15 protein-coding genes and 2 riboswitches are annotated in these 16,546 nt (G+C 66.1%); of the genes, 6 read left to right on the plus strand and 9 right to left on the minus strand.

Features of this window, described 5'->3' with window-relative positions; genetic code table 11:
* Positions 1–46 precede the first annotated feature (46 nt).
* Positions 47–1,396, plus strand: a complete 1,350-nt coding sequence (gene cobG, locus H4I92_RS05700) for a precorrin-3B synthase (protein WP_077529689.1) — start codon at positions 47–49, stop codon at positions 1,394–1,396.
* On the opposite strand, the gene cobM is transcribed toward cobG, so the two are convergent.
* Together cobM and H4I92_RS05710 are read right to left on the minus strand one after the other, a co-directional pair.
* Positions 1,372–2,127 (minus strand): precorrin-4 C(11)-methyltransferase, encoded by a 756-nt coding sequence (gene cobM / locus H4I92_RS05705; protein ID WP_077529690.1) that lies wholly within the window; start codon positions 2,125–2,127, stop codon positions 1,372–1,374. The genes cobG and cobM overlap by 25 nt on opposite strands.
* A complete protein-coding gene (locus tag H4I92_RS05710; RefSeq protein ID WP_077529691.1) occupies positions 2,124–3,410 on the minus strand; it encodes a bifunctional cobalt-precorrin-7 (C(5))-methyltransferase/cobalt-precorrin-6B (C(15))-methyltransferase in 1,287 nt (428 codons plus the stop codon). The genes cobM and H4I92_RS05710 overlap by 4 nt, the downstream gene beginning before the upstream one ends.
* 20 nt (positions 3,411–3,430) lie before the next feature.
* Here H4I92_RS05710 and H4I92_RS05715 point away from each other — a divergent pair, with 20 nt between their 5' ends.
* Positions 3,431–4,225 (plus strand): cobalt-precorrin-6A reductase, encoded by a 795-nt coding sequence (locus H4I92_RS05715; protein ID WP_077529692.1) that lies wholly within the window; start codon positions 3,431–3,433, stop codon positions 4,223–4,225.
* 179 nt (positions 4,226–4,404) lie between these two features.
* On the opposite strand, the gene cobJ is transcribed toward H4I92_RS05715, so the two are convergent.
* From cobJ to H4I92_RS05745, 6 genes are all read right to left on the minus strand, one after another.
* Complete coding sequence (cobJ, locus tag H4I92_RS05720) at positions 4,405–5,151, minus strand: precorrin-3B C(17)-methyltransferase (protein WP_077529693.1); 747 nt, start codon at positions 5,149–5,151, stop codon at positions 4,405–4,407.
* Positions 5,148–5,909, minus strand: coding sequence for a precorrin-2 C(20)-methyltransferase (locus H4I92_RS05725; RefSeq protein ID WP_077529694.1), 762 nt, complete (start codon positions 5,907–5,909; stop codon positions 5,148–5,150). Before H4I92_RS05725 ends, cobJ begins: the two co-directional genes overlap by 4 nt.
* A gap of 4 nt (positions 5,910–5,913) precedes the next feature.
* Complete coding sequence (locus tag H4I92_RS05730) at positions 5,914–6,546, minus strand: precorrin-8X methylmutase (RefSeq protein ID WP_077529695.1); 633 nt, start codon at positions 6,544–6,546, stop codon at positions 5,914–5,916.
* A gap of 203 nt (positions 6,547–6,749) precedes the next feature.
* A complete protein-coding gene (locus H4I92_RS05735; RefSeq protein ID WP_077529696.1) occupies positions 6,750–7,523 on the minus strand; it encodes an ABC transporter permease in 774 nt (257 codons plus the stop codon).
* Positions 7,520–8,290, minus strand: coding sequence for an ABC transporter ATP-binding protein (locus tag H4I92_RS05740; protein WP_077529697.1), 771 nt, complete (start codon positions 8,288–8,290; stop codon positions 7,520–7,522). Before H4I92_RS05740 ends, H4I92_RS05735 begins: the two co-directional genes overlap by 4 nt.
* Complete coding sequence (locus H4I92_RS05745) at positions 8,287–9,384, minus strand: cobalt-precorrin-5B (C(1))-methyltransferase (RefSeq protein WP_077529698.1); 1,098 nt, start codon at positions 9,382–9,384, stop codon at positions 8,287–8,289. Before H4I92_RS05745 ends, H4I92_RS05740 begins: the two co-directional genes overlap by 4 nt.
* A 45-nt stretch (positions 9,385–9,429) precedes the next feature.
* A riboswitch (cobalamin riboswitch) is annotated at positions 9,430–9,639 on the minus strand.
* A gap of 77 nt (positions 9,640–9,716) precedes the next feature.
* A riboswitch (cobalamin riboswitch) is annotated at positions 9,717–9,930 on the plus strand.
* Between the two features lie 138 nt (positions 9,931–10,068).
* Here H4I92_RS05745 and H4I92_RS05750 point away from each other — a divergent pair.
* The 4 genes from H4I92_RS05750 (at position 10,069) to H4I92_RS05765 (ending at position 15,471) form a co-directional block, all read left to right on the plus strand.
* The gene (locus tag H4I92_RS05750) at positions 10,069–12,003 is read left to right on the plus strand and encodes a TonB-dependent receptor plug domain-containing protein (RefSeq protein ID WP_077529699.1); all 1,935 of its coding nucleotides are present in this window, start codon (positions 10,069–10,071) and stop codon (positions 12,001–12,003) included.
* Positions 12,003–13,487, plus strand: a complete 1,485-nt coding sequence (locus H4I92_RS05755) for a PepSY domain-containing protein (protein ID WP_077529700.1) — start codon at positions 12,003–12,005, stop codon at positions 13,485–13,487. The genes H4I92_RS05750 and H4I92_RS05755 overlap by 1 nt, the downstream gene beginning before the upstream one ends.
* Positions 13,488–13,590: 103 nt before the next feature.
* Positions 13,591–14,376, plus strand: coding sequence for a MerR family transcriptional regulator (locus H4I92_RS05760; protein WP_077529701.1), 786 nt, complete (start codon positions 13,591–13,593; stop codon positions 14,374–14,376).
* A gap of 150 nt (positions 14,377–14,526) precedes the next feature.
* Positions 14,527–15,471 carry a metal-dependent hydrolase gene (locus H4I92_RS05765; RefSeq protein WP_077529702.1) on the plus strand — a complete coding sequence of 315 codons (945 nt, stop codon included), beginning with the start codon at positions 14,527–14,529 and terminating at the stop codon, positions 15,469–15,471.
* 69 nt (positions 15,472–15,540) lie between these two features.
* Here H4I92_RS05765 and H4I92_RS05770 read toward each other — a convergent pair whose 3' ends face one another.
* On the minus strand, positions 15,541–16,527 hold the full coding sequence (locus tag H4I92_RS05770) for an NAD(P)H-dependent flavin oxidoreductase (protein ID WP_077529703.1): 987 nt from the start codon (positions 16,525–16,527) through the stop codon (positions 15,541–15,543).
* Between the last annotated feature and the right edge of the window lie 19 nt (positions 16,528–16,546).

Genomic DNA, 16,546 nt, shown 5'->3' on the forward strand with positions numbered 1-16,546 from the left:
CTTCCCGCCTATCCTGACAGTCCGTAAACAACCCGGCTCCATACCCATGCCAATCCCGGATCACTATCGCCGTGGCGCCTGCCCCTCTGCCGGTAACCCGATGCTCAGCGGCGACGGGCTGCTCTCGAGGATCCGGCTGATCGATGGCCGCCTGACACCTAAAGGCCTGAGGCGCGTGGCGGATCTGGCAGACCAGAACGGGTCAGGCCTGATCGAGATCACCGGAAGGGGCAACCTGCAGCTTCGGGGTCTTGCCGGGGAAGCCGAGGCAGAAGTGACGGCAACGCTGGTGAATGCCGGCTTGGCGGTTGAAACCGCGGCGGCCGAGGCGGCCCGCAACATCCAGTGCAGTGCGGCCGCGGACCTGGACCCCCAGGCCCTGATCGACCCCGCCCCGGAAGCGCGTGCCCTCGACGAGCGACTCATCGGCGACGAGCGTTTCTGGGCCCTGCCGCCCAAGTTCCGTTTTGTGTTCAACGGCGGAGGACTGACCCACCTGGCTGACGCGGACGGGGACATCCGCGCCGATGCGGTTTCAACTCAGGCAGGCATCCGCTACCGCATCGGCCTGGCCGGCACATCCACCACCGCCCACAGCCTGGGCGACTGTACGCCGTCCCGGGTCGTGGATGTCCTGGTGGAACTGGCGCTGATCTTCCTCGAAGAACGCCAGCGGCTGATCACGCCGGCCAGGCGCATGCGACAGCTGATCGACGCATCGGGCGCGGCTCCCTTCGCGGGGCTGCGCGACCTTGGCCGGCCCGTTGGCAGGCTGGCGGAGTACACGGCGGCTCCGGAGCCCGGCCAGACCCCTGTCGGCACGGTCCTGGGCGTTGCCTTGGGATGCCTGGGGACCAGCGGTGCCCGGCTGATCGCGGAAGGGCTGGAGGCGCATGATGGAACGCTGAGGATCACGCCCCAGCGGCGCCTGATCATGCCCCATGCCTCGGCCCCTGAGCCCGGCCTGCCGGAAGCACCGGAACTGATCCACGCCCCGGGCGACCCACGGCTCTCGGCCATAGCCTGCCCTGGAACGCCCGGCTGTGCCTCCGGCACCACCGAGACACGAAGGGACGCCCTGGACTGGGCGGAACAGGTGCCGGAACTCTTTGACGGCAACACCTCCGTGCACGTATCCGGCTGCCCCAAGGGCTGCGCCCACCCCGGCAGGGCACCCGTGGTGCTGGTGGCCAGGCAGGGGCGCTACGACCTGGTGCTCAATGACCGGGCACTGCCCGAGGAGGAAGGCCATCGGATCGCAAGCGGACTGCTGCCCGGGGAAGTACCGGACACACTGCGCGCCCTGGTCAGCAGCGCCACACTGAACAGTTTCGATAACGAGTCACTGGCCCAATCACTGGAACGCGTGGCTCAGGCGTCCCTGAACAGACGATGATGGGCTGGATCATAGAGCGCACTGTTACAGAAATCCGTTTCCCCGAGCGCGGGCCCAACCAGGATGATCGCTGAACGTTTCTCCGGGATGCGCTCCAGATCCTCCGCCAGCCGACCCAGTGGTGCCCGCAGCACCTGCTCGTCCGGACGGCTGGCGCGGAAGACCACGGCCGCCGGGCAGGCTTCCCCGTAATAGGGCACCAGCCGTTCCACCACTGAATCCAGGGTATGCAGCGAGAGATGAATGGCGAGCGTTGTGCCGGTGGCCGCGTAGGCCTCCAGGGTTTCACCTTCCGGCATGGATGACGCCCGCCCCTGGGTCCGCGTGAGCACCAGGCTCTGGGCAACACCGGGCAGGGTCAGCTCCTGGCCGAGCACCGCGGCGGCCGCTGAAAAGGCCGGTACGCCGGGGGTCAGTTCATAGCGTATTCCCAGCTCGCGCAGGCGCCGAAGCTGCTCCGCCACTGCCGAGTAGATGGCCAGGTCCCCGGAGTGGAGACGGGCCACATCCAGACCCTCCTCATGGGCAGCCTGGATTTCACCGATGATGTCATCCAGGGCCATCGAGGCCGTGTTCACCAGGCGCGCGTGCTCCGGCGCATGGGCGAGCACCTCCTCCGGGATAATCGAGCCCGCGTAGAGGCAGACCGGCGAGGCGGCGATACGGTCCCGCGCCCGCAGCGTGATCAGGTCCGGGGCGCCCGGACCGGCGCCGATGAAGTGTACCGTCATGCTGTTCCTTCCCCTGCCTGTGATGATTTGGTGGCGGACCAGATCGTGATCGGCCGGTCCGACTGCCAGCCATTGAACCGCCCCAGCGGCTCCGTGCGGTCTACCGAGAGGCGTGTCAGTTGCCCGCCAAACCGATCCCGGGCCGCCATCAGCGCGGCTTCGCCCTCGAGGGTCACCGCCGTCGCCACGCATCGGCCCCCGGCCGCCAGGGCGGACCAGGCGCCGTCGATCACCCCCTCGCCACTGGCACCGCCGCCGATGAAGACCGCGTCCGGTTGCGCCAGCGCGGGAATCACCTCAAGAAGATCCCCCTCCCGGGTCTCCAGGTGGCCCACGCCATGCAGGCGCGCATTCTCCCGAACGTTTGCCAGACGCTCCGGGCGCCGTTCAACGGCGGTCGCCCTGTTGGCCGGGTCCGACAGGAGCCATTCCACGGCCACCGCACCGGAACCGGCGCCCAGGTCCCAGAGGTGCTCCCCGCCCCGGGGCGCCAGTTGCGCCATGACCACCGCCCGGATCTCCGGCTGGGAGATCTGGCCGTCCTGCAGGAAGGCCTCGTTGGCCCGCCCCGGTACCCGTGACACCGGCGTTGCCCTTTCGGCGGGCCGGCACTCGATGGCCAGGGTGTTCAGGCGCGCGGGGGCATGAGCCAGACCTTCCCGCGCCGTGGTCTCGATGATCCGTTCCTCCGGCCCCCCCAGGGCTTCAAGTACCGTCACCCGGCTGGCGTCGTAACCGCTGTCCGTGAGCAGCCGGCAGACCACCGCCGGGCTCTGTTCATCACTGCTGAGCACCAGCAGCCGCCGGCCGGGCGCGAGCACCGCCCGCAACCGGTCCGGATCCCGCGCCACCAGCGAGTGGCAGTGAAGCGACTGCAGCGGCCAGCCCAGGCGCGCGGCCGCCAGCGAAAAGGCGGACGGCCCGGGATGGCAGGCCATGACCTCCGGCGGGAAGGTGCGCGCCAGGGTCGCGCCCACGCCGTACCAGAACGGATCGCCACTGGCGAGCACACAGACCGGCTGCCCCTGCCACTGGCGGATGCGCTCAACGCCCTCCGAGAAGGGCGTGGGCCAGGCCTCCCGGCACTGGCCCGGCACCGCCGGCAGATGATCCAGGTGCCGCTGCCCCCCGATCACGAAGACCGCCCCGGTCACCGCCGCGCGCGCCGCCTCATCCAGCCCGTGCCAGCCCGCCTCGGACAGCCCCACAAGACTCAGCCAGCGGTGCGGCACCCCGGAGGACGGCGTCCGGTCCGTGCCTGTATAATCCCCGTATTCACTCATTCCCGACTCCGGCAGAAACCATGCCCTTTCGTATCCTGATCCTCGGCGGCACCCGCGACGCCATGACCCTGGCCGAACAGCTCCTCGATCAGCCCGGCCTCGAGCCCACCTACTCCCTGGCAGGGCGAACCCGCCGCCCGCTGCCTCCGGCACTGCCAACGCGCCGGGGCGGCTTCGGCGGCATCGAGGGCCTGAAACAATGGCTCACGGACCACGACATCGCCGCCGTGGTCGACGCCACCCACCCCTTCGCCGCCGAAATGTCCCACAACGCCGCCGTTGCCTGCCGCGAACTCGACCTCCCCCTCGGCCGCCTTGACCGTGCCCCCTGGGAAGCGCAACCCGGCGACAACTGGCACCCGGTCGCGGACCTCCACGAAGCCGCCCACAAAGCCACCGAGCTGACCGCCCCCGGCGACACCCTCTGGCTCACCACCGGCCGGACCAGCCTCCCGGCGTTCGAGGGCATCCCCGACCGCCACCTGCTCGTACGCTGCGTCGATCCCCCGGACCCCGAGCCCGCGTTTCCGGACTGGACCCTGATCGAAGACCGCGGCCCCTACAGCCTCGACGGCGAACGCCGGCTCATCACCGACCACAACGTCGCCGCCCTCATCACCAAGAACTCCGGCGGCCAGGCCGCCCGCCCGAAACTCGACGCCGCCCGCGAGGCCGGCATTCCGGTCATCATCATCGACCGGCCGCCGCTCCCCCCGGCCACCCATACTTTCCAGTCCCCGGAAGCTGTCCGGGATTGGCTAAGCCAGGCTCTGAGCGTCGTCGAGGCGTATCAGGAGGGGGCAGGGGAGTCCTGACCGGGAAGCTCTGGAGCCAAGGATGGCGGAAGAGCAGCGTACAGGGGTTTGCGCGATTGAGCGCAAACGGGTTTACACGGATGTAAACCCAGGACTTTTCAGCAGAGCAGGATTGCGCAGCTGAAAAGTATTTACAGCGATTCCCGGGCAGGACTCCCCTGACCCCGACCTTCGACAAATCAGGAATAATCCCGGGGACTATAAACGAACCAGCGATCCCCATGACGCACATACCGCCCCCGGGAATTCCCAACCAGAACCACCGTCCGCATATCCACCTCGGTCGGATCCGCCTCCGCCAGCGTCGTCATCCGCACCCACTCATCCGGCCGCCCGACCGCCGCCGCGAACACCACCGGCGTCTCCCCCAGCTGCTCCGCCCGCAGGATCGAAAGCGCCTCGCCAAGCTGCCAGGGCCGGCTCGAGGAACGCGGGTTGTAGAAGGCCATGGCAAAATCCGCCCGGGCCGCCAGCTGCAGCCGGTTCGCGATCACAGACCAGGGCTTGAGGTTGTCCGAAAGCGAGATGGCACAGAAGTCGTGACCCAAGGGCGCTCCCACACGGGCAGCCGCCGCCTGCAGCGCCGAGACGCCCGGATGCACCTCAAACTCGATATCCGCCCACTCCGGCCGCGCCTGGTGATCCAGCACCTCGCACAGAGCCGCCGCCATGGCAAAGATCCCCGGGTCGCCCCCGGACACCACCGCAACACGGCGCCCCTGTGCCGCCAGATCCAGCGCCTCCGCAGCCCGCTCCAGCTCCACACGGTTGTCCGAGGGATGGCACCGGTGGCGCTCCGAGGCCAACCGATCCAGGTAGGGGCCATAGCCCACCAGATCCGTCGCCTGATCGATCAGGTCCCGGGTCTCCGGGGTCACCCACTCAGGACCGGCCGGGCCCACCCCGATCACGTCCAACCGTTTCATACCCGCACCCCGGGGCCGGGAATCAGCACCATGGAGAAGTACGGTGCCTTGCCGTCCGGGGCCTCCACCAGCGGCATGACCCGCTCGTCCGGCATGCTCGCCTTCTCCACGTACCAGGCCCGTTCCTGGAGGCCCAGGTCCGTCACAATGCGGCGGAGCAGTGGCAGGTTGGTGCCCACCTTCATGATCACAGTGGCCCGTTCCGGATCAATACTGGCCCTCAGGGCCTTCTCGTCCATGGTGCCCGGGATCACCCGGAGCTGGTCATCGCGCATCATCAGCGGATGCGGCAGCAGCGCGCCGCCAGCCATCATGGCGCCGACACCGGGGACCACGGTGCTCTCGAAACGGTCCTTGAGACGCAGATAGATGTGCATGAACGAGCCGTAGAAGAAGGCATCCCCTTCATTGAGCACCGCCACCGAGCGACCCGCCTTCAGGTGTTCGGCGACCGCATCGGCGGATTCCTCAAAGAAATCCTCGATCTGCTGCCGGTATTCCGGACTGCTGTGCGGGATCTCGTTGGTCACGGGATAGACCATGGGCAGTTCTTCATGCTCGGCGGTGATGTGGGCCTCGCAGGTAGTACGCGCCCGCCCCGGGCCACTGCGCTTGCAGAAGTAGGCCACGACCGGGCATTCCGCCAGCAGCCGGGCGGCCTTGAGGGTGATCAGTTCCGGATCGCCGGGGCCCGTGCTGATGCCGTAGAGGTGACCGTAACCGTCGGTGCCTGTGGTTGTCGTTACTGCGTCGTTCATGGCGTTATTCCGTTTCGCTGGCCAGGGCGTTCACGGCGGCGGCGGCCATGGCACTGCCGCCGCGGCGTCCGTGGACGGTGATGAAGGGGAGGTCCGGAGTCGCCGCGAGGGCTTCCTTGCTTTCGGCGGCGCCGATGAACCCCACGGGGAAACCGAGTATGGCGGCCGGGCGCGGGGCGCCGTTGGCCAGCCGGTTAAGCAGGTGGAACAGGACGGTGGGGGCGTTGCCGATGGCCACGACGCTCCCCTCGAGATGCTCGTCCCAGAAGTCCACGGCGGCGGCGCTGCGGGTGTTGCCGATGGCGGCGGCGTGCTCGGGGACCCGCTCGTCCCGCAGGGTGCAGATGACGTCATTGTCCGCAGGCAGGCGCTTGCGGGTCACGCCATGGGCCACCATTTCGCTGTCGCAGAGGATGGGTTTCCCCGCCTGAAGCGCAGCCTTTGCCGCGCCGGCTGCGTCCGTGGAGAACGCCAGATCCTCGATCAAGTCCACCATGCCGCAGGCGTGGATCAGGCGGACGGCGGTTTTTTCGAGGTCCGCAGGTATCTGTGATAGATCCGCCTCATCACGGATGGTGGCAAAGGAGGCGCGGTAGATGGCGGCGCCGTCCTTTTCGTAGTCATGGAGTTCGTCCATGGTTCTATTCCTTTGTTTCAAGTAACGGTTAACGTTGTCTCAAGACTTCAAGTCTTTCGCAGGGAATGGGTTGGGGAGTCTTTCCCGGGAAACGCTGTAAATACATCCCTGTACGCTGCTCTTCCGCCATCCATGGCTCCAGAGCTTCCCGGGAAAGACTCCCCAACCCATTCCCTCCTGATTCCCAGCTAACGCAACCCACCTCATGGTTTGATCCGTATTCCTTTCGCCACCAACCACCACGCCAGCAACCCCGTAAGCACGGTTACCACTGGCAGTACCAGCAACGTCCATCCATCGCCGGTGGTTCCCTCATCAAGCAGGCTGTACCGGAAGCCGTCTACGATGTAGACCATGGGGTTAGCCAGGGAGGCGGTGTCCCAGGGGGCCGGCAGGCGGTCGATGGGGTAGAAGACACCGCCAAGGTAGATCAGCGGGGTCAGCAGGAAGGTGGCGATGACGGAGGTGTCGTCGAAGCTGCGGGCGAAGATGCCGTTGATCAGGCCGGCAAAGGAGAACAGGAGCGCGCTCAGGACCGCGACCAGCAGGGCGGCGCCGGGGTGGGCCACTTGCAGGCTGGTCATGGGCAGCGCGATCAGCAGCACCAGGGCGCCGGCCATAAGGCCGCGCAGTACGGCGGCGGTGGCGAAGCCAGCGACGATGAGCCAGGCGGGCATGGGGGCGACCAGCATTTCCTCGATATGGCGCTGCAGCCGGGCGCCGAAGAATGACAGCGTGGTGTTGTTGTACGCGTTGGTGACCACCGCGAAGAGCACCAGGCCAGGCATGAGGTAGTCGGCGTAGCTGGCGCCGCCGACCTGGCCGAGGTCGCGGCCGACGAACTGCCCGAAGATGACCATGAAGAGAGTGGCTGTGACCACGGAGGGCAGCAGGTTCTGGATCCAGGAGCGCAGGAAGCGCCGCACCTGTTTGATCACCAGGCCCTGGTAGGCGTTCCAGAGGATGGTGGCGTTCATGGCTCCCCCTCCTCTTCCGGTTCCCCGCCTTCGAGCAGGCGCAGGAAGCGGGCTTCCAGGCCCTGGTCGCCGGTGCCACTACCGGCGTCGGCGCCGAAGAGCTGCGCCGGGGTGTCGTTGGCGATCAGGCGGCCGTCCTTGAGCACGGCTACCTGCTGGCAGAGGTCGCGCATTTCCTCCAGGTAGTGGCTGCTCATCAGCACGGTGGTGCCGCCGGCGTTGAGTTCGCGCAGCAAGGCCCAGGTGTCGCGGCGGGCTTCCACGTCCAGCCCGGCGGTGGGCTCGTCCAGAATCAGCAGTCCGGGTTCGTGCACCAGGGCCCGGGCCATCATAAGCCGGCGTTTCATGCCGCCGGAGAGGCCCCAGGGTTTGCGCGCGGCGCGCTCGGCGAGGCCGACCCGTTCCAGCACGGCCTGGGTCCGCTGTCGGGCGGCGCGCCGCGAGAGCCCGTAGTACCGGCCCTGGGTGGCAATGATCTCGTTGATGGGCTCGAAGCTGTTGAAGTTCACTTCCTGGGGGACCAGCCCCACGCGGCGGCGGGCGGCGACGGGGTTGCGTTCCGGGTCGTGGCCGAAAAGGCGGACCGAGCCGGTCTCGATCCGGACCAGGCCGGTCATCAGGCCGATCAGGGTACTCTTGCCCGCGCCATTGGGGCCGAGCAGGCCCTGGAAGGCGCCACGTTCGACGCTCAGGTCCACGCCGTCCAGTGCCGCCTGGCCGCCCTTGTAGGTCTTGCGCAGTCCCCGGAGATCAATGGCCGCAGTCATGCCACCTCCTCGGCAAAGCCAATGAGTTCACCCTGGCGGCTCACGCCGCACACGCTCAGGTGATGCTCCCCCGGCAGGTAGTCGCGCATCCGGGCCAGGCCCATCCCTGCGATACGGTCGCCCAGGGGAATCCCCGCTTTCTGGCAGGCTTCGAGGGCCTCGATGCTGGTGTTGGCCGTCCGGATCCAGTCCCCCAGGCCCGTGTCGGCACCGGCTGCAAGGGCCTGGTCGGCAATGAAGTCAAAATCAATGGCACAGCGCCGGCTGTGGGTGTCCGGCTCGCCAGCGGCGAACTTGCTGAGTTTGCCGAAGCCGCTGGCCAACGTTACGCGGGGCAATGGGTGCTTTTTCAGGTACTTGAGCAGCGCCCCGAACATGTCGCCCATCTCCACGATGGCGCCTTCCTCAAGCCCGAAACAAGAGCGGACGAAGGCTTCGCTGGTGCCGCCGGTACAGCCGGCGATATGGGTCAGGCCGTTGGCGCGGGCCACATCCACAGACTGGTGGATGGAGGCGATGAAGGCGGAGCATGAGAAAGGCCGCACGATGCCGGTGGTGCCCAATACCGACAGGCCTCCCAGGATACCCAGCTTCCCATTCATGGTATTCCGGGCAATGGCCTCGCCGTCATCGATGCCCACGGTCACGCTGAAGCCACCCGCAAACCCCGTTTCAGCAGCGATGGCCTCCAGATGCTCGGTGATCAACCGCCGCGGCACCGGATTGATGGCCGGCTCGCCCACGGGCACGGGCAGTCCAGAGCGGGTCACGGTGCCAACCCCCTCCCCGGCCCGGAATACCACGCCGGCCTCACCAGTCAGTTCCAGGCGGACCCAGAGCCGGGCGCCGTGGGTGGCGTCCGGGTCATCCCCGGCATCCTTGATAACACCCGCCGTGGCGCTGGTGCCGGTCACCGCGAGGTCTTCGATGGTCATCGCCGGTTCCTGGCCCCGGGGCAGATGGATGCGCACGCACCGGTCCTCGCCCCCCGCCAGCAGGGCGCGCGCTGCCGCCACCGAGGCAGCCGTGGCACAGGCTCCCGTTGAGAGACCCTGACGAAGGGGACCGTTATGTTCCGGGGTTTCGGGACGCATGGTGGCTCAAGCCCTGAGCGCTCCACCGCCGTGCCACCCGCACTGACGGTGCTGTTCCCCTGGGCCGGTCTCCGGACTCATGCTGGAACCTGAGCGGTTCGGGCGGATCGCCTTCCCATGATGGCACCATCACAGTGGCGGGGATGATCCGCGCCCAGCATTCACCGTTGCGGGGGCAGTCCCGGAGTCACACCGGGTTCCCGTTTCAGCCGGTCATCCGAACGGACGCCGACCACCCAGGGACGAAAGAGGAGCAAATCCTAGAGGATCGGGGTCCCCTGGTCAAATCGCCACCAGCGCTCCGGAGCTTTGACTTTCCTCAAACCTTCCCCTAGCCTCCCCGCTGCTTCGGTCAACACTCCGGTTGGAGTGTGAGGGAACCCGGTGAGAGTCCGGGACTGACGCGCAGCGGTATTGGGGAACAAGGATCACTGGGGGTTACCCCCGGCACTGTCCGAACCGGATGGGAAGCCGTGATCCAAGGCCAGCGCCAGCCATTGGCGCCCGCCCCTGAGTCCGAAGACCTGCCGAAGCCCGGCCCGTGACACAGATGGGCCGGAAACCGAGCCTTCGCGATTGAGGTGTTCGGGCCGCTAACGGACCGGTGTTAAGACCGCTGCCCCGCCTGTCGGCCTGCCCGCGTGAGGGCTCCATCACTAATGGACTCAGTGTTGGAGACCTTGTATGAAACGACTGCTTTTATTCCTGATCCTGTTATTCCCGTTTGCCGCTGCCGCAGTGGATCACCGCATGGCCCTGGATGAGCTGGTAGTCCAGGGGTCCGCCCTTGAGGAAACCCTGCCTTCGGAATTAGCCGACTACGGCGCTGAATTGGAAGTGATCGACAGTGAACAGCTCGAAAGGACCGGTATCAGCGACATCGGCCAGGCCCTGCGGGGTAACGTTCCGGGGCTCTATCTGAATCCCAAGACCGGCCGCGGTGATTACGCCAGCATTTCCATCCAGGGCTCGCGCAGCGAGGATGTGCTCTGGCTGCTGGACGGGGTGCGCATCAACAACCGGCTCTTCGGCAGCACTTCGCCACTGGACTCCATCAGCACCCATATGGTCGAGCGCATCGAGATCCTGAAAGGTGGCCAGGGCCTGTTCTACGGCACCCAGGCAGTGGCCGGAGTCGTGAACATTGTCCTGCGTAAGCCCGGAAGGGACTCCGGGGGCAACATCACCGGCGCGCTCGGATCACTGGGCGACCGCCGCCTTGCCGGCCATGTCAGCAATCGCAACGAGTACGGGCGGTGGCTGGTGTTTGGCGAACACGACCATTCGGACGGCTACCAACCCTACCGGGACAGTGAGCTGCTTGAAAGCGCCCGGCGCCAGAAGCGTGGTTTCACCCGCAGCTCCTACGGCGGCCGCTACCTGCTGGATGCGGGCGAAGGTAAGTCGTTGAACGCCCTCGTGGTCCGCAACGATGTGGAAGCCGATTTTCCCCGGGGCAACAGCAACTTCAAGGCCGTTAACGACCGCGATGAGAACATTGTTTCCCTGAAATGGGATCATCAGGTGAATGAGCAGAACGGTTATTTCGTCAAAGCCTACTGGCACGACTGGTGGACCGATTACACCCGCCTGGGCATGGACAAGGACGGCACCGTCAACCTCATTAACGACCGGGCCGAATGGGGGTTCGATGACTATGGCGTCAATCTGACCGGTCGCCATACCACGGATGGCGGCTCCCAGCTTCTGGGCGGCGTGGATTACCAGCGCTACCAGGGCGAGGACTACTCGCTGCGCATTGACGGCAAGACCGAGGCCGTTACGGCGGGCTTTGTTCAGTATCGGCCCCACCTGAATTTCTCGCCCAGCACCCACCTGGCCCTGGGCGCCCGCTACAACCACTCCAACTTCGCCGATGACCACAGTATCTGGAACATCAGCCTGAAGCAGCCACTCCCCAAAGACCTCCACCTGAAAGCCAGCGTGGGCACCAACTTCCGGCTGCCCTCGGCCTTTGAGATGTTCGTGATTGACGAAGACTTCCCTGCCGGGAATGAAAACCTGGAACCGGAGGAGAGCATCAACAGCAATGTGTCGCTGATCGGTCACATCGGCAACCCCGTGAAATGGGAACTGGGTGGCTTCTACCGCGAGATCGACAACCTCATCAAAGTTGATGATGGCCAGTACGCCAACAGCAACCAGACGGTCCGGGTCCACGGTGCTGAGGCCGCTCTCAATCTGGGCGGTGACAGCGGCTGGCAGCTGGACCTGGATGCAACCTGGGCCGATGCCCGGGAAGGCGGCAGCGATGAGCAAATCGCCGGCATCCCCGAATGGCACGCCAACGCCACACTCAGCTGGCAGGGCGACAATCAGGGCTGGGAGCTCAACGCGCGCCACACCGGCGATGTGGCCACAAGCACGGCAGACATTGGCAAGCAGTCCTACGGCGACTACACCCTGTTGAGCGCCAGTGCCTGGCGTGAGTTCGGGGCCGATGGCGCCAACCGGGTCACTCTGCGCCTGGAGAACCTGAGGGATCAGCAGTACGCCAACGGCGTCGCTCAGGTGACGCCCCCGAATGGCGAGCCGTACCGTCAGGATACTCTGGGCCCGCCCCGCAACGCCCAGCTTGAATACAGCCGGAGCTTCTGATGGCAAGCCGTCTGAAGAAACGGATCCTGCGCTGGCTGATCCCGGTGCACCGCTACCTCGGGCTGACCATGAGCCTGATCCTGCTGCTGTGGTTCGCCTCGGGCATCGTCATGATGTTCGAGGGCTACCCGCGGACAACAGACCAAGAACGCATGGCCTGGCTGGAACCGCTGGATTCGGGCCAACTCGAGGTCGCCCCGTCGCGGGCCCTGGCAAAACTGGATCTGGACGACCCCGAGGGACTGCGGATTAACCAGCCCGGGGAGCGCCCGCGCCTCCATGCCATGGATAGTGACGGCCAATGGCACAGCGCCTTTGCCGATACTGGCGAGCCCGCGCCACCGCTGAACCGTGCCCAGGCCACGGAGCGGGCCGAGGTGCTGTCCGGCACCGAGGTGGCCTCGGTCACGTTGCTGGAAGGCCCGGACCAGTGGACGGTCAACAGCCACGTCAAAGCCCCGGCCCCGCTGTGGCGGGTAGCACTGGCGGATGAGGCCGGCACCCAGCTCTACCTCTCACGCCCCACCGGCGAAGTCGTTCACAGTACCACTTCCCATGAGCGGGTCTGGGGCTACGCCGGGCCCGTGATCCACTGGATCTACCCTACCCAGTTGCGGGAACTGACCGGCATCTGGCGTCAGGTGGTGCTCTGGCTTGCCGGCATCGGCACCCTGGCCTGTCTCAGTGGCGTAGTGCTGGGGCTCATGCTGATGCGTCGCAATAAACGTCGGGGCGGTGTGAGCCCGTTCCGGGGCTGGTTCCGGTGGCATCATTACCTGGGGCTGGTCTTCGGGGCCCTGGCCACCACCTGGGTGTTCAGCGGCCTGCTCTCGATGGGGCCCTTCCACTGGAACTCCGCCGACCGCGAGCCCGCGCTTACCGAGCATCTCGGGCGCAACAGCCCGGGTGCCCATCAAGCGTCCTCCCCGTCGGCGATAGACACACCGGCGGAGCACGGGCCACATGAGCTGCAGCTCCACCGGTTCAATGGCCGGACCTACTACCGGTCCATGGCCGATGACGGGACCGAACGGCTCCACGCGGCCCGCCCTGGCCACGACTCGCCGGCAGCGGACGGACCCCTGCCGGCGGAGGCAGTGCGGACGGCCCTGGAACGCGCAGAGGCAGGTACCCTGACCGCCTTCCGCGAACAGACGGCGTACGACAGCTACTACTACGCCGGCCGTTCCGGGCGCATCGGCCGCGACGGGCCGCCCCTGCCGGTCTACCGGGCGGATTACGACAGCGGGATCCGGCTCTACATCGACCCCGACACGGGCAGTGTGCTCCAGCACTCGACACCACTCAGCCAGCTCAACCGCTGGCTTTACAACGGCCTGCACAGCCTGGACTTCCCGTTACTCAACCCGGGCAGCTGGTTCTGGTATGGGCTGGTTATCGCGCTGATGAGTGGCGGCACCGGCCTCTGTCTCACCGGCACCTGGCTCTCGATCCGCTACCTCCGACGGCGGCGAAAAGCGTGAGGGTGACCACAGCGCCATCACCCAATGGTCAGATGGCGCTATTCATTCCCGGGCTTCCACGCTAAAATGCCGTTTTCACTCATGAAACGGCCAGAGACCGCCCATGGCGCAGAGCGGCAACCAGGAATCCGGCGAGTTCTCCATCGACCAGCTGGCGCGTGCCAGCGGCATGACGGTGCGCAATATCCGGGTGTACCAGGAGCGCGGTCTCATCCCGCCGCCCGAACGTCGCGGCCGCAAGGGCATCTACAGCGAGACCCACCTGTCGCGGCTGCGCATCATCGGTCGGCTGCTGGAGCGCGGCTACACGCTCAACAACATTGCCGAGCTGGTGGAAAGCTGGGAAAGCGGCAATGGCATTGAGCACATCCTGGGACTCGAGAAGGCCGTGGTCAGCCCCTGGTCGGATGAGCTGCCCGAGTTCCTGACCAAACGCGAGCTCGTGCAGCGCTTTGGCAGCATCTTCATGGGCCCTGCCCTCAAACGCGCCGAGGAACTGGAGTTGATCATCCCCGAGGGTCGGCGCTACCGCATTCCCAGCCCGCGCATCCTGCATGCCGGCTCGGAACTGGCCAAAACCGGCATCCCGCTTGAAGACATGCTGGATGTGGTGGCCTACCTGCGCCACAACGTCGAGCAGGCGGCGGAAGAGATGGTCAAGCTGGTCGAACGCCACATCTTCAGCCGTTACGGCCAGCATATGCCACCGCCCGACGAATCCGAGGAGCTCTCGCAGCTCATATGGCGCCTGCGGCCACTGGTGGAAATGGCCGTGCTGCCGGAGGTGGCCCGGGCCATGCAGAAGGCCGCGGACCGCCACCTGGGCGACCGGCTGGCGTACATCCTGGACCACCTCAACCTGCCGGAATCCCAGCACAACTCAGGCTGAGCCACCCCCTGTTGATCCCGCGATTGGCTCCTGTGACGCCAGGCTCCGTCACACCAGCCTTGTCGCCCTCTTGAATACTGTTACATTGAGCATTGTGACTTTCATCAATGTCATGTTGATGAGCTGACAACCATCAAGGGGAGGGCAGCCATGACAGCCGCAACCGCAGCCAAAGAACACGCAACCGACGAGAGCATCCAGGGCCCGGGCGACGACGGCATGGTAATGCCCGAGCGCCGGGACCTGCATTTTCTGCCGCCGAAGGAACGCATCCACGACTGGCATGCCCAGGGGCCGCACATGACGCAGTTCATGAACGCCCTCTCCCTGTTCTTCCCGGCCGGCGAGCGGCTGTTCATTGACGCCCTGCGCTCCTACCGTGACCAGATCCCGGATCCGGACCTGAAGAAGGCCGCCACCGCCTTCATCGGCCAGGAAGCCATGCACAGCCGTGAACACATTGAGTACAACAAGCTGATGCAGGAGGAAGGGCTTCCGGCGGATAAGCTGGACGCCTTCGTCTGGTCACTGCTGGACTTCCTCAAGGAGCGCACCCCCAAGAGCATGCCGCTCAACGCCACCATCGCGCTGGAGCACTTCACCGCGCTCATGGGCGGCTTCCTGCTGGATCACCCGGAGGTGATGGAGGGCTCCCAGGAGGATTATCAGCGGATGTGGCAGTGGCACGCCATGGAGGAAGTGGAACACAAGGCCGTTTGCTACGACGTCTGGGAAAAGTGCATCGGCCGTGGCCCGAGCGCCTATCTCAAGCGCGCCTTCGGCATGACCGCCGCCACCGCCATCTTCTGGCCACTGGTTGTGGGCTTCTACTTCCAGATGGTGAGCAACAGCGAGGCCTGCCGAAAGGAAGGCTGGCGTGGCCACCTGACCGTGCTCAATACCCTGCTTGGCAAGCCGGGGGTACTGCGCCGCCAGATTCCGGAATGGCTGGAATACTTCAAGTACAGCTTCCACCCCTGGCAGCAGAACAACAGCCACCACATCGCGCACCTGAACGAACTGGCGGAAGAAGCCGAGGAAGCCTACCAGAAGGCGATGGCCGGGGAAGGCCACCATCACCACACCCATCACTGATCTTCGGGACGGCAAGAGCTCCCCAACCCCTTGGCCCGGTTCGTCCGGGCCTTTTTTTCGTGGGGTCCCCTAGCCCGACGCGGCCATGAATCCCCTCAGCCGCTGATCAATAATCGCTTCGGCCTCACTCATGATCCGGTCCATCAGGGTGGCGCAGTCCGGGATGTCGTGGATGAGCCCGGCCACCATGCCGCAGCTCCAGGCCGCCGCATCCATTTCGCCCTCCTGCAGTACCTTGCGTCCCTGGGCGCCGGTGACCAGGTGGCGGATGTCATCGATGGCGATGTTGGCCCCCTTGTCCGCTTCGATGGCCTGGATGGATTCGACGGCCGCATTGTTCATCACCCGCTCGGTATTGCGCAGGTTGCGCATGATCAACCGGGTCTGGCGCTCATCCGCCTCAAGCAGGGCCTGCTTGACGTTCTCATGGACCGGCGCGTCGGTGGTGGCGATAAAGCGCGTGCCCATGTTCATGCCCTCGGCGCCCAGTGCCATGGCCGCCACCAGGCTGCGCCCGTCCGCCATGCCACCCGAGGCCACGAAGGGAATCGTCAGTTCCTCGGCGGCGCGGGGAAGCAGGATAAAGTTCGGGATGTCGTCCTCACCGGGATGCCCGCCGCACTCGAAACCATCCACGCTGACCGCGTCACAACCAATCGCCTGGGCCTTCAGGGCGTGGCGCACGGAGGTGCATTTGTGGATGACCTTGATGCCGGCTTCCTGAAGCCGCGCCATGTAGCGCTCCGGGCTGCGCCCCGCGGTTTCCACCACGGTCACACCGCCGTCGATGATCGCCTGGATGTATTCCTCGTAGGGCGGTTCCTTGAAGCTCGGCAGGAAGGTCAGGTTCACGCCGAAGGGCTTGTCGGTCAGGGTCCGGCACTTGTCGATCTCCCGGGCCAGGTCCTCGGGGGTCGGCTGGGTCAGCGCAGTGATGATGCCCAGGCCGCCGGCATTGGAAACCGCGGCGGCCAGTTGCGCGAAGCCCACATGGTGCATGCCGCCCTGGATAATGGGCCGCTCGATCCCGAACAGCGTCGTGATGCGTGTCTTCATCGGGGAGTCCTTTACAGCT

Source organism: Vreelandella halophila, assembly GCF_019903425.1.
Classification (GTDB): domain Bacteria; phylum Pseudomonadota; class Gammaproteobacteria; order Pseudomonadales; family Oleiphilaceae; genus Halospina; species Halospina halophila.

What these genes read in the sequence shown, in the direction of transcription:
- cobG (WP_077529689.1), top strand. Translation starts at nt 47, where the DNA reads ATGCCAATCCCGGATCACTATCGCCGTGGCGCCTGCCCCTCTGCCGGT.
- cobM (WP_077529690.1), bottom strand. Translation starts at nt 2,127, where the DNA reads ATGACGGTACACTTCATCGGCGCCGGTCCGGGCGCCCCGGACCTGATC.
- H4I92_RS05710 (WP_077529691.1), bottom strand. Translation starts at nt 3,410, where the DNA reads ATGAGTGAATACGGGGATTATACAGGCACGGACCGGACGCCGTCCTCC.
- H4I92_RS05715 (WP_077529692.1), top strand. Translation starts at nt 3,431, where the DNA reads ATGCCCTTTCGTATCCTGATCCTCGGCGGCACCCGCGACGCCATGACC.
- cobJ (WP_077529693.1), bottom strand. Translation starts at nt 5,151, where the DNA reads ATGAAACGGTTGGACGTGATCGGGGTGGGCCCGGCCGGTCCTGAGTGG.
- H4I92_RS05725 (WP_077529694.1), bottom strand. Translation starts at nt 5,909, where the DNA reads ATGAACGACGCAGTAACGACAACCACAGGCACCGACGGTTACGGTCAC.
- H4I92_RS05730 (WP_077529695.1), bottom strand. Translation starts at nt 6,546, where the DNA reads ATGGACGAACTCCATGACTACGAAAAGGACGGCGCCGCCATCTACCGC.
- H4I92_RS05735 (WP_077529696.1), bottom strand. Translation starts at nt 7,523, where the DNA reads ATGAACGCCACCATCCTCTGGAACGCCTACCAGGGCCTGGTGATCAAA.
- H4I92_RS05740 (WP_077529697.1), bottom strand. Translation starts at nt 8,290, where the DNA reads ATGACTGCGGCCATTGATCTCCGGGGACTGCGCAAGACCTACAAGGGC.
- H4I92_RS05745 (WP_077529698.1), bottom strand. Translation starts at nt 9,384, where the DNA reads ATGCGTCCCGAAACCCCGGAACATAACGGTCCCCTTCGTCAGGGTCTC.
- H4I92_RS05750 (WP_077529699.1), top strand. Translation starts at nt 10,069, where the DNA reads ATGAAACGACTGCTTTTATTCCTGATCCTGTTATTCCCGTTTGCCGCT.
- H4I92_RS05755 (WP_077529700.1), top strand. Translation starts at nt 12,003, where the DNA reads ATGGCAAGCCGTCTGAAGAAACGGATCCTGCGCTGGCTGATCCCGGTG.
- H4I92_RS05760 (WP_077529701.1), top strand. Translation starts at nt 13,591, where the DNA reads ATGGCGCAGAGCGGCAACCAGGAATCCGGCGAGTTCTCCATCGACCAG.
- H4I92_RS05765 (WP_077529702.1), top strand. Translation starts at nt 14,527, where the DNA reads ATGACAGCCGCAACCGCAGCCAAAGAACACGCAACCGACGAGAGCATC.
- H4I92_RS05770 (WP_077529703.1), bottom strand. Translation starts at nt 16,527, where the DNA reads ATGAAGACACGCATCACGACGCTGTTCGGGATCGAGCGGCCCATTATC.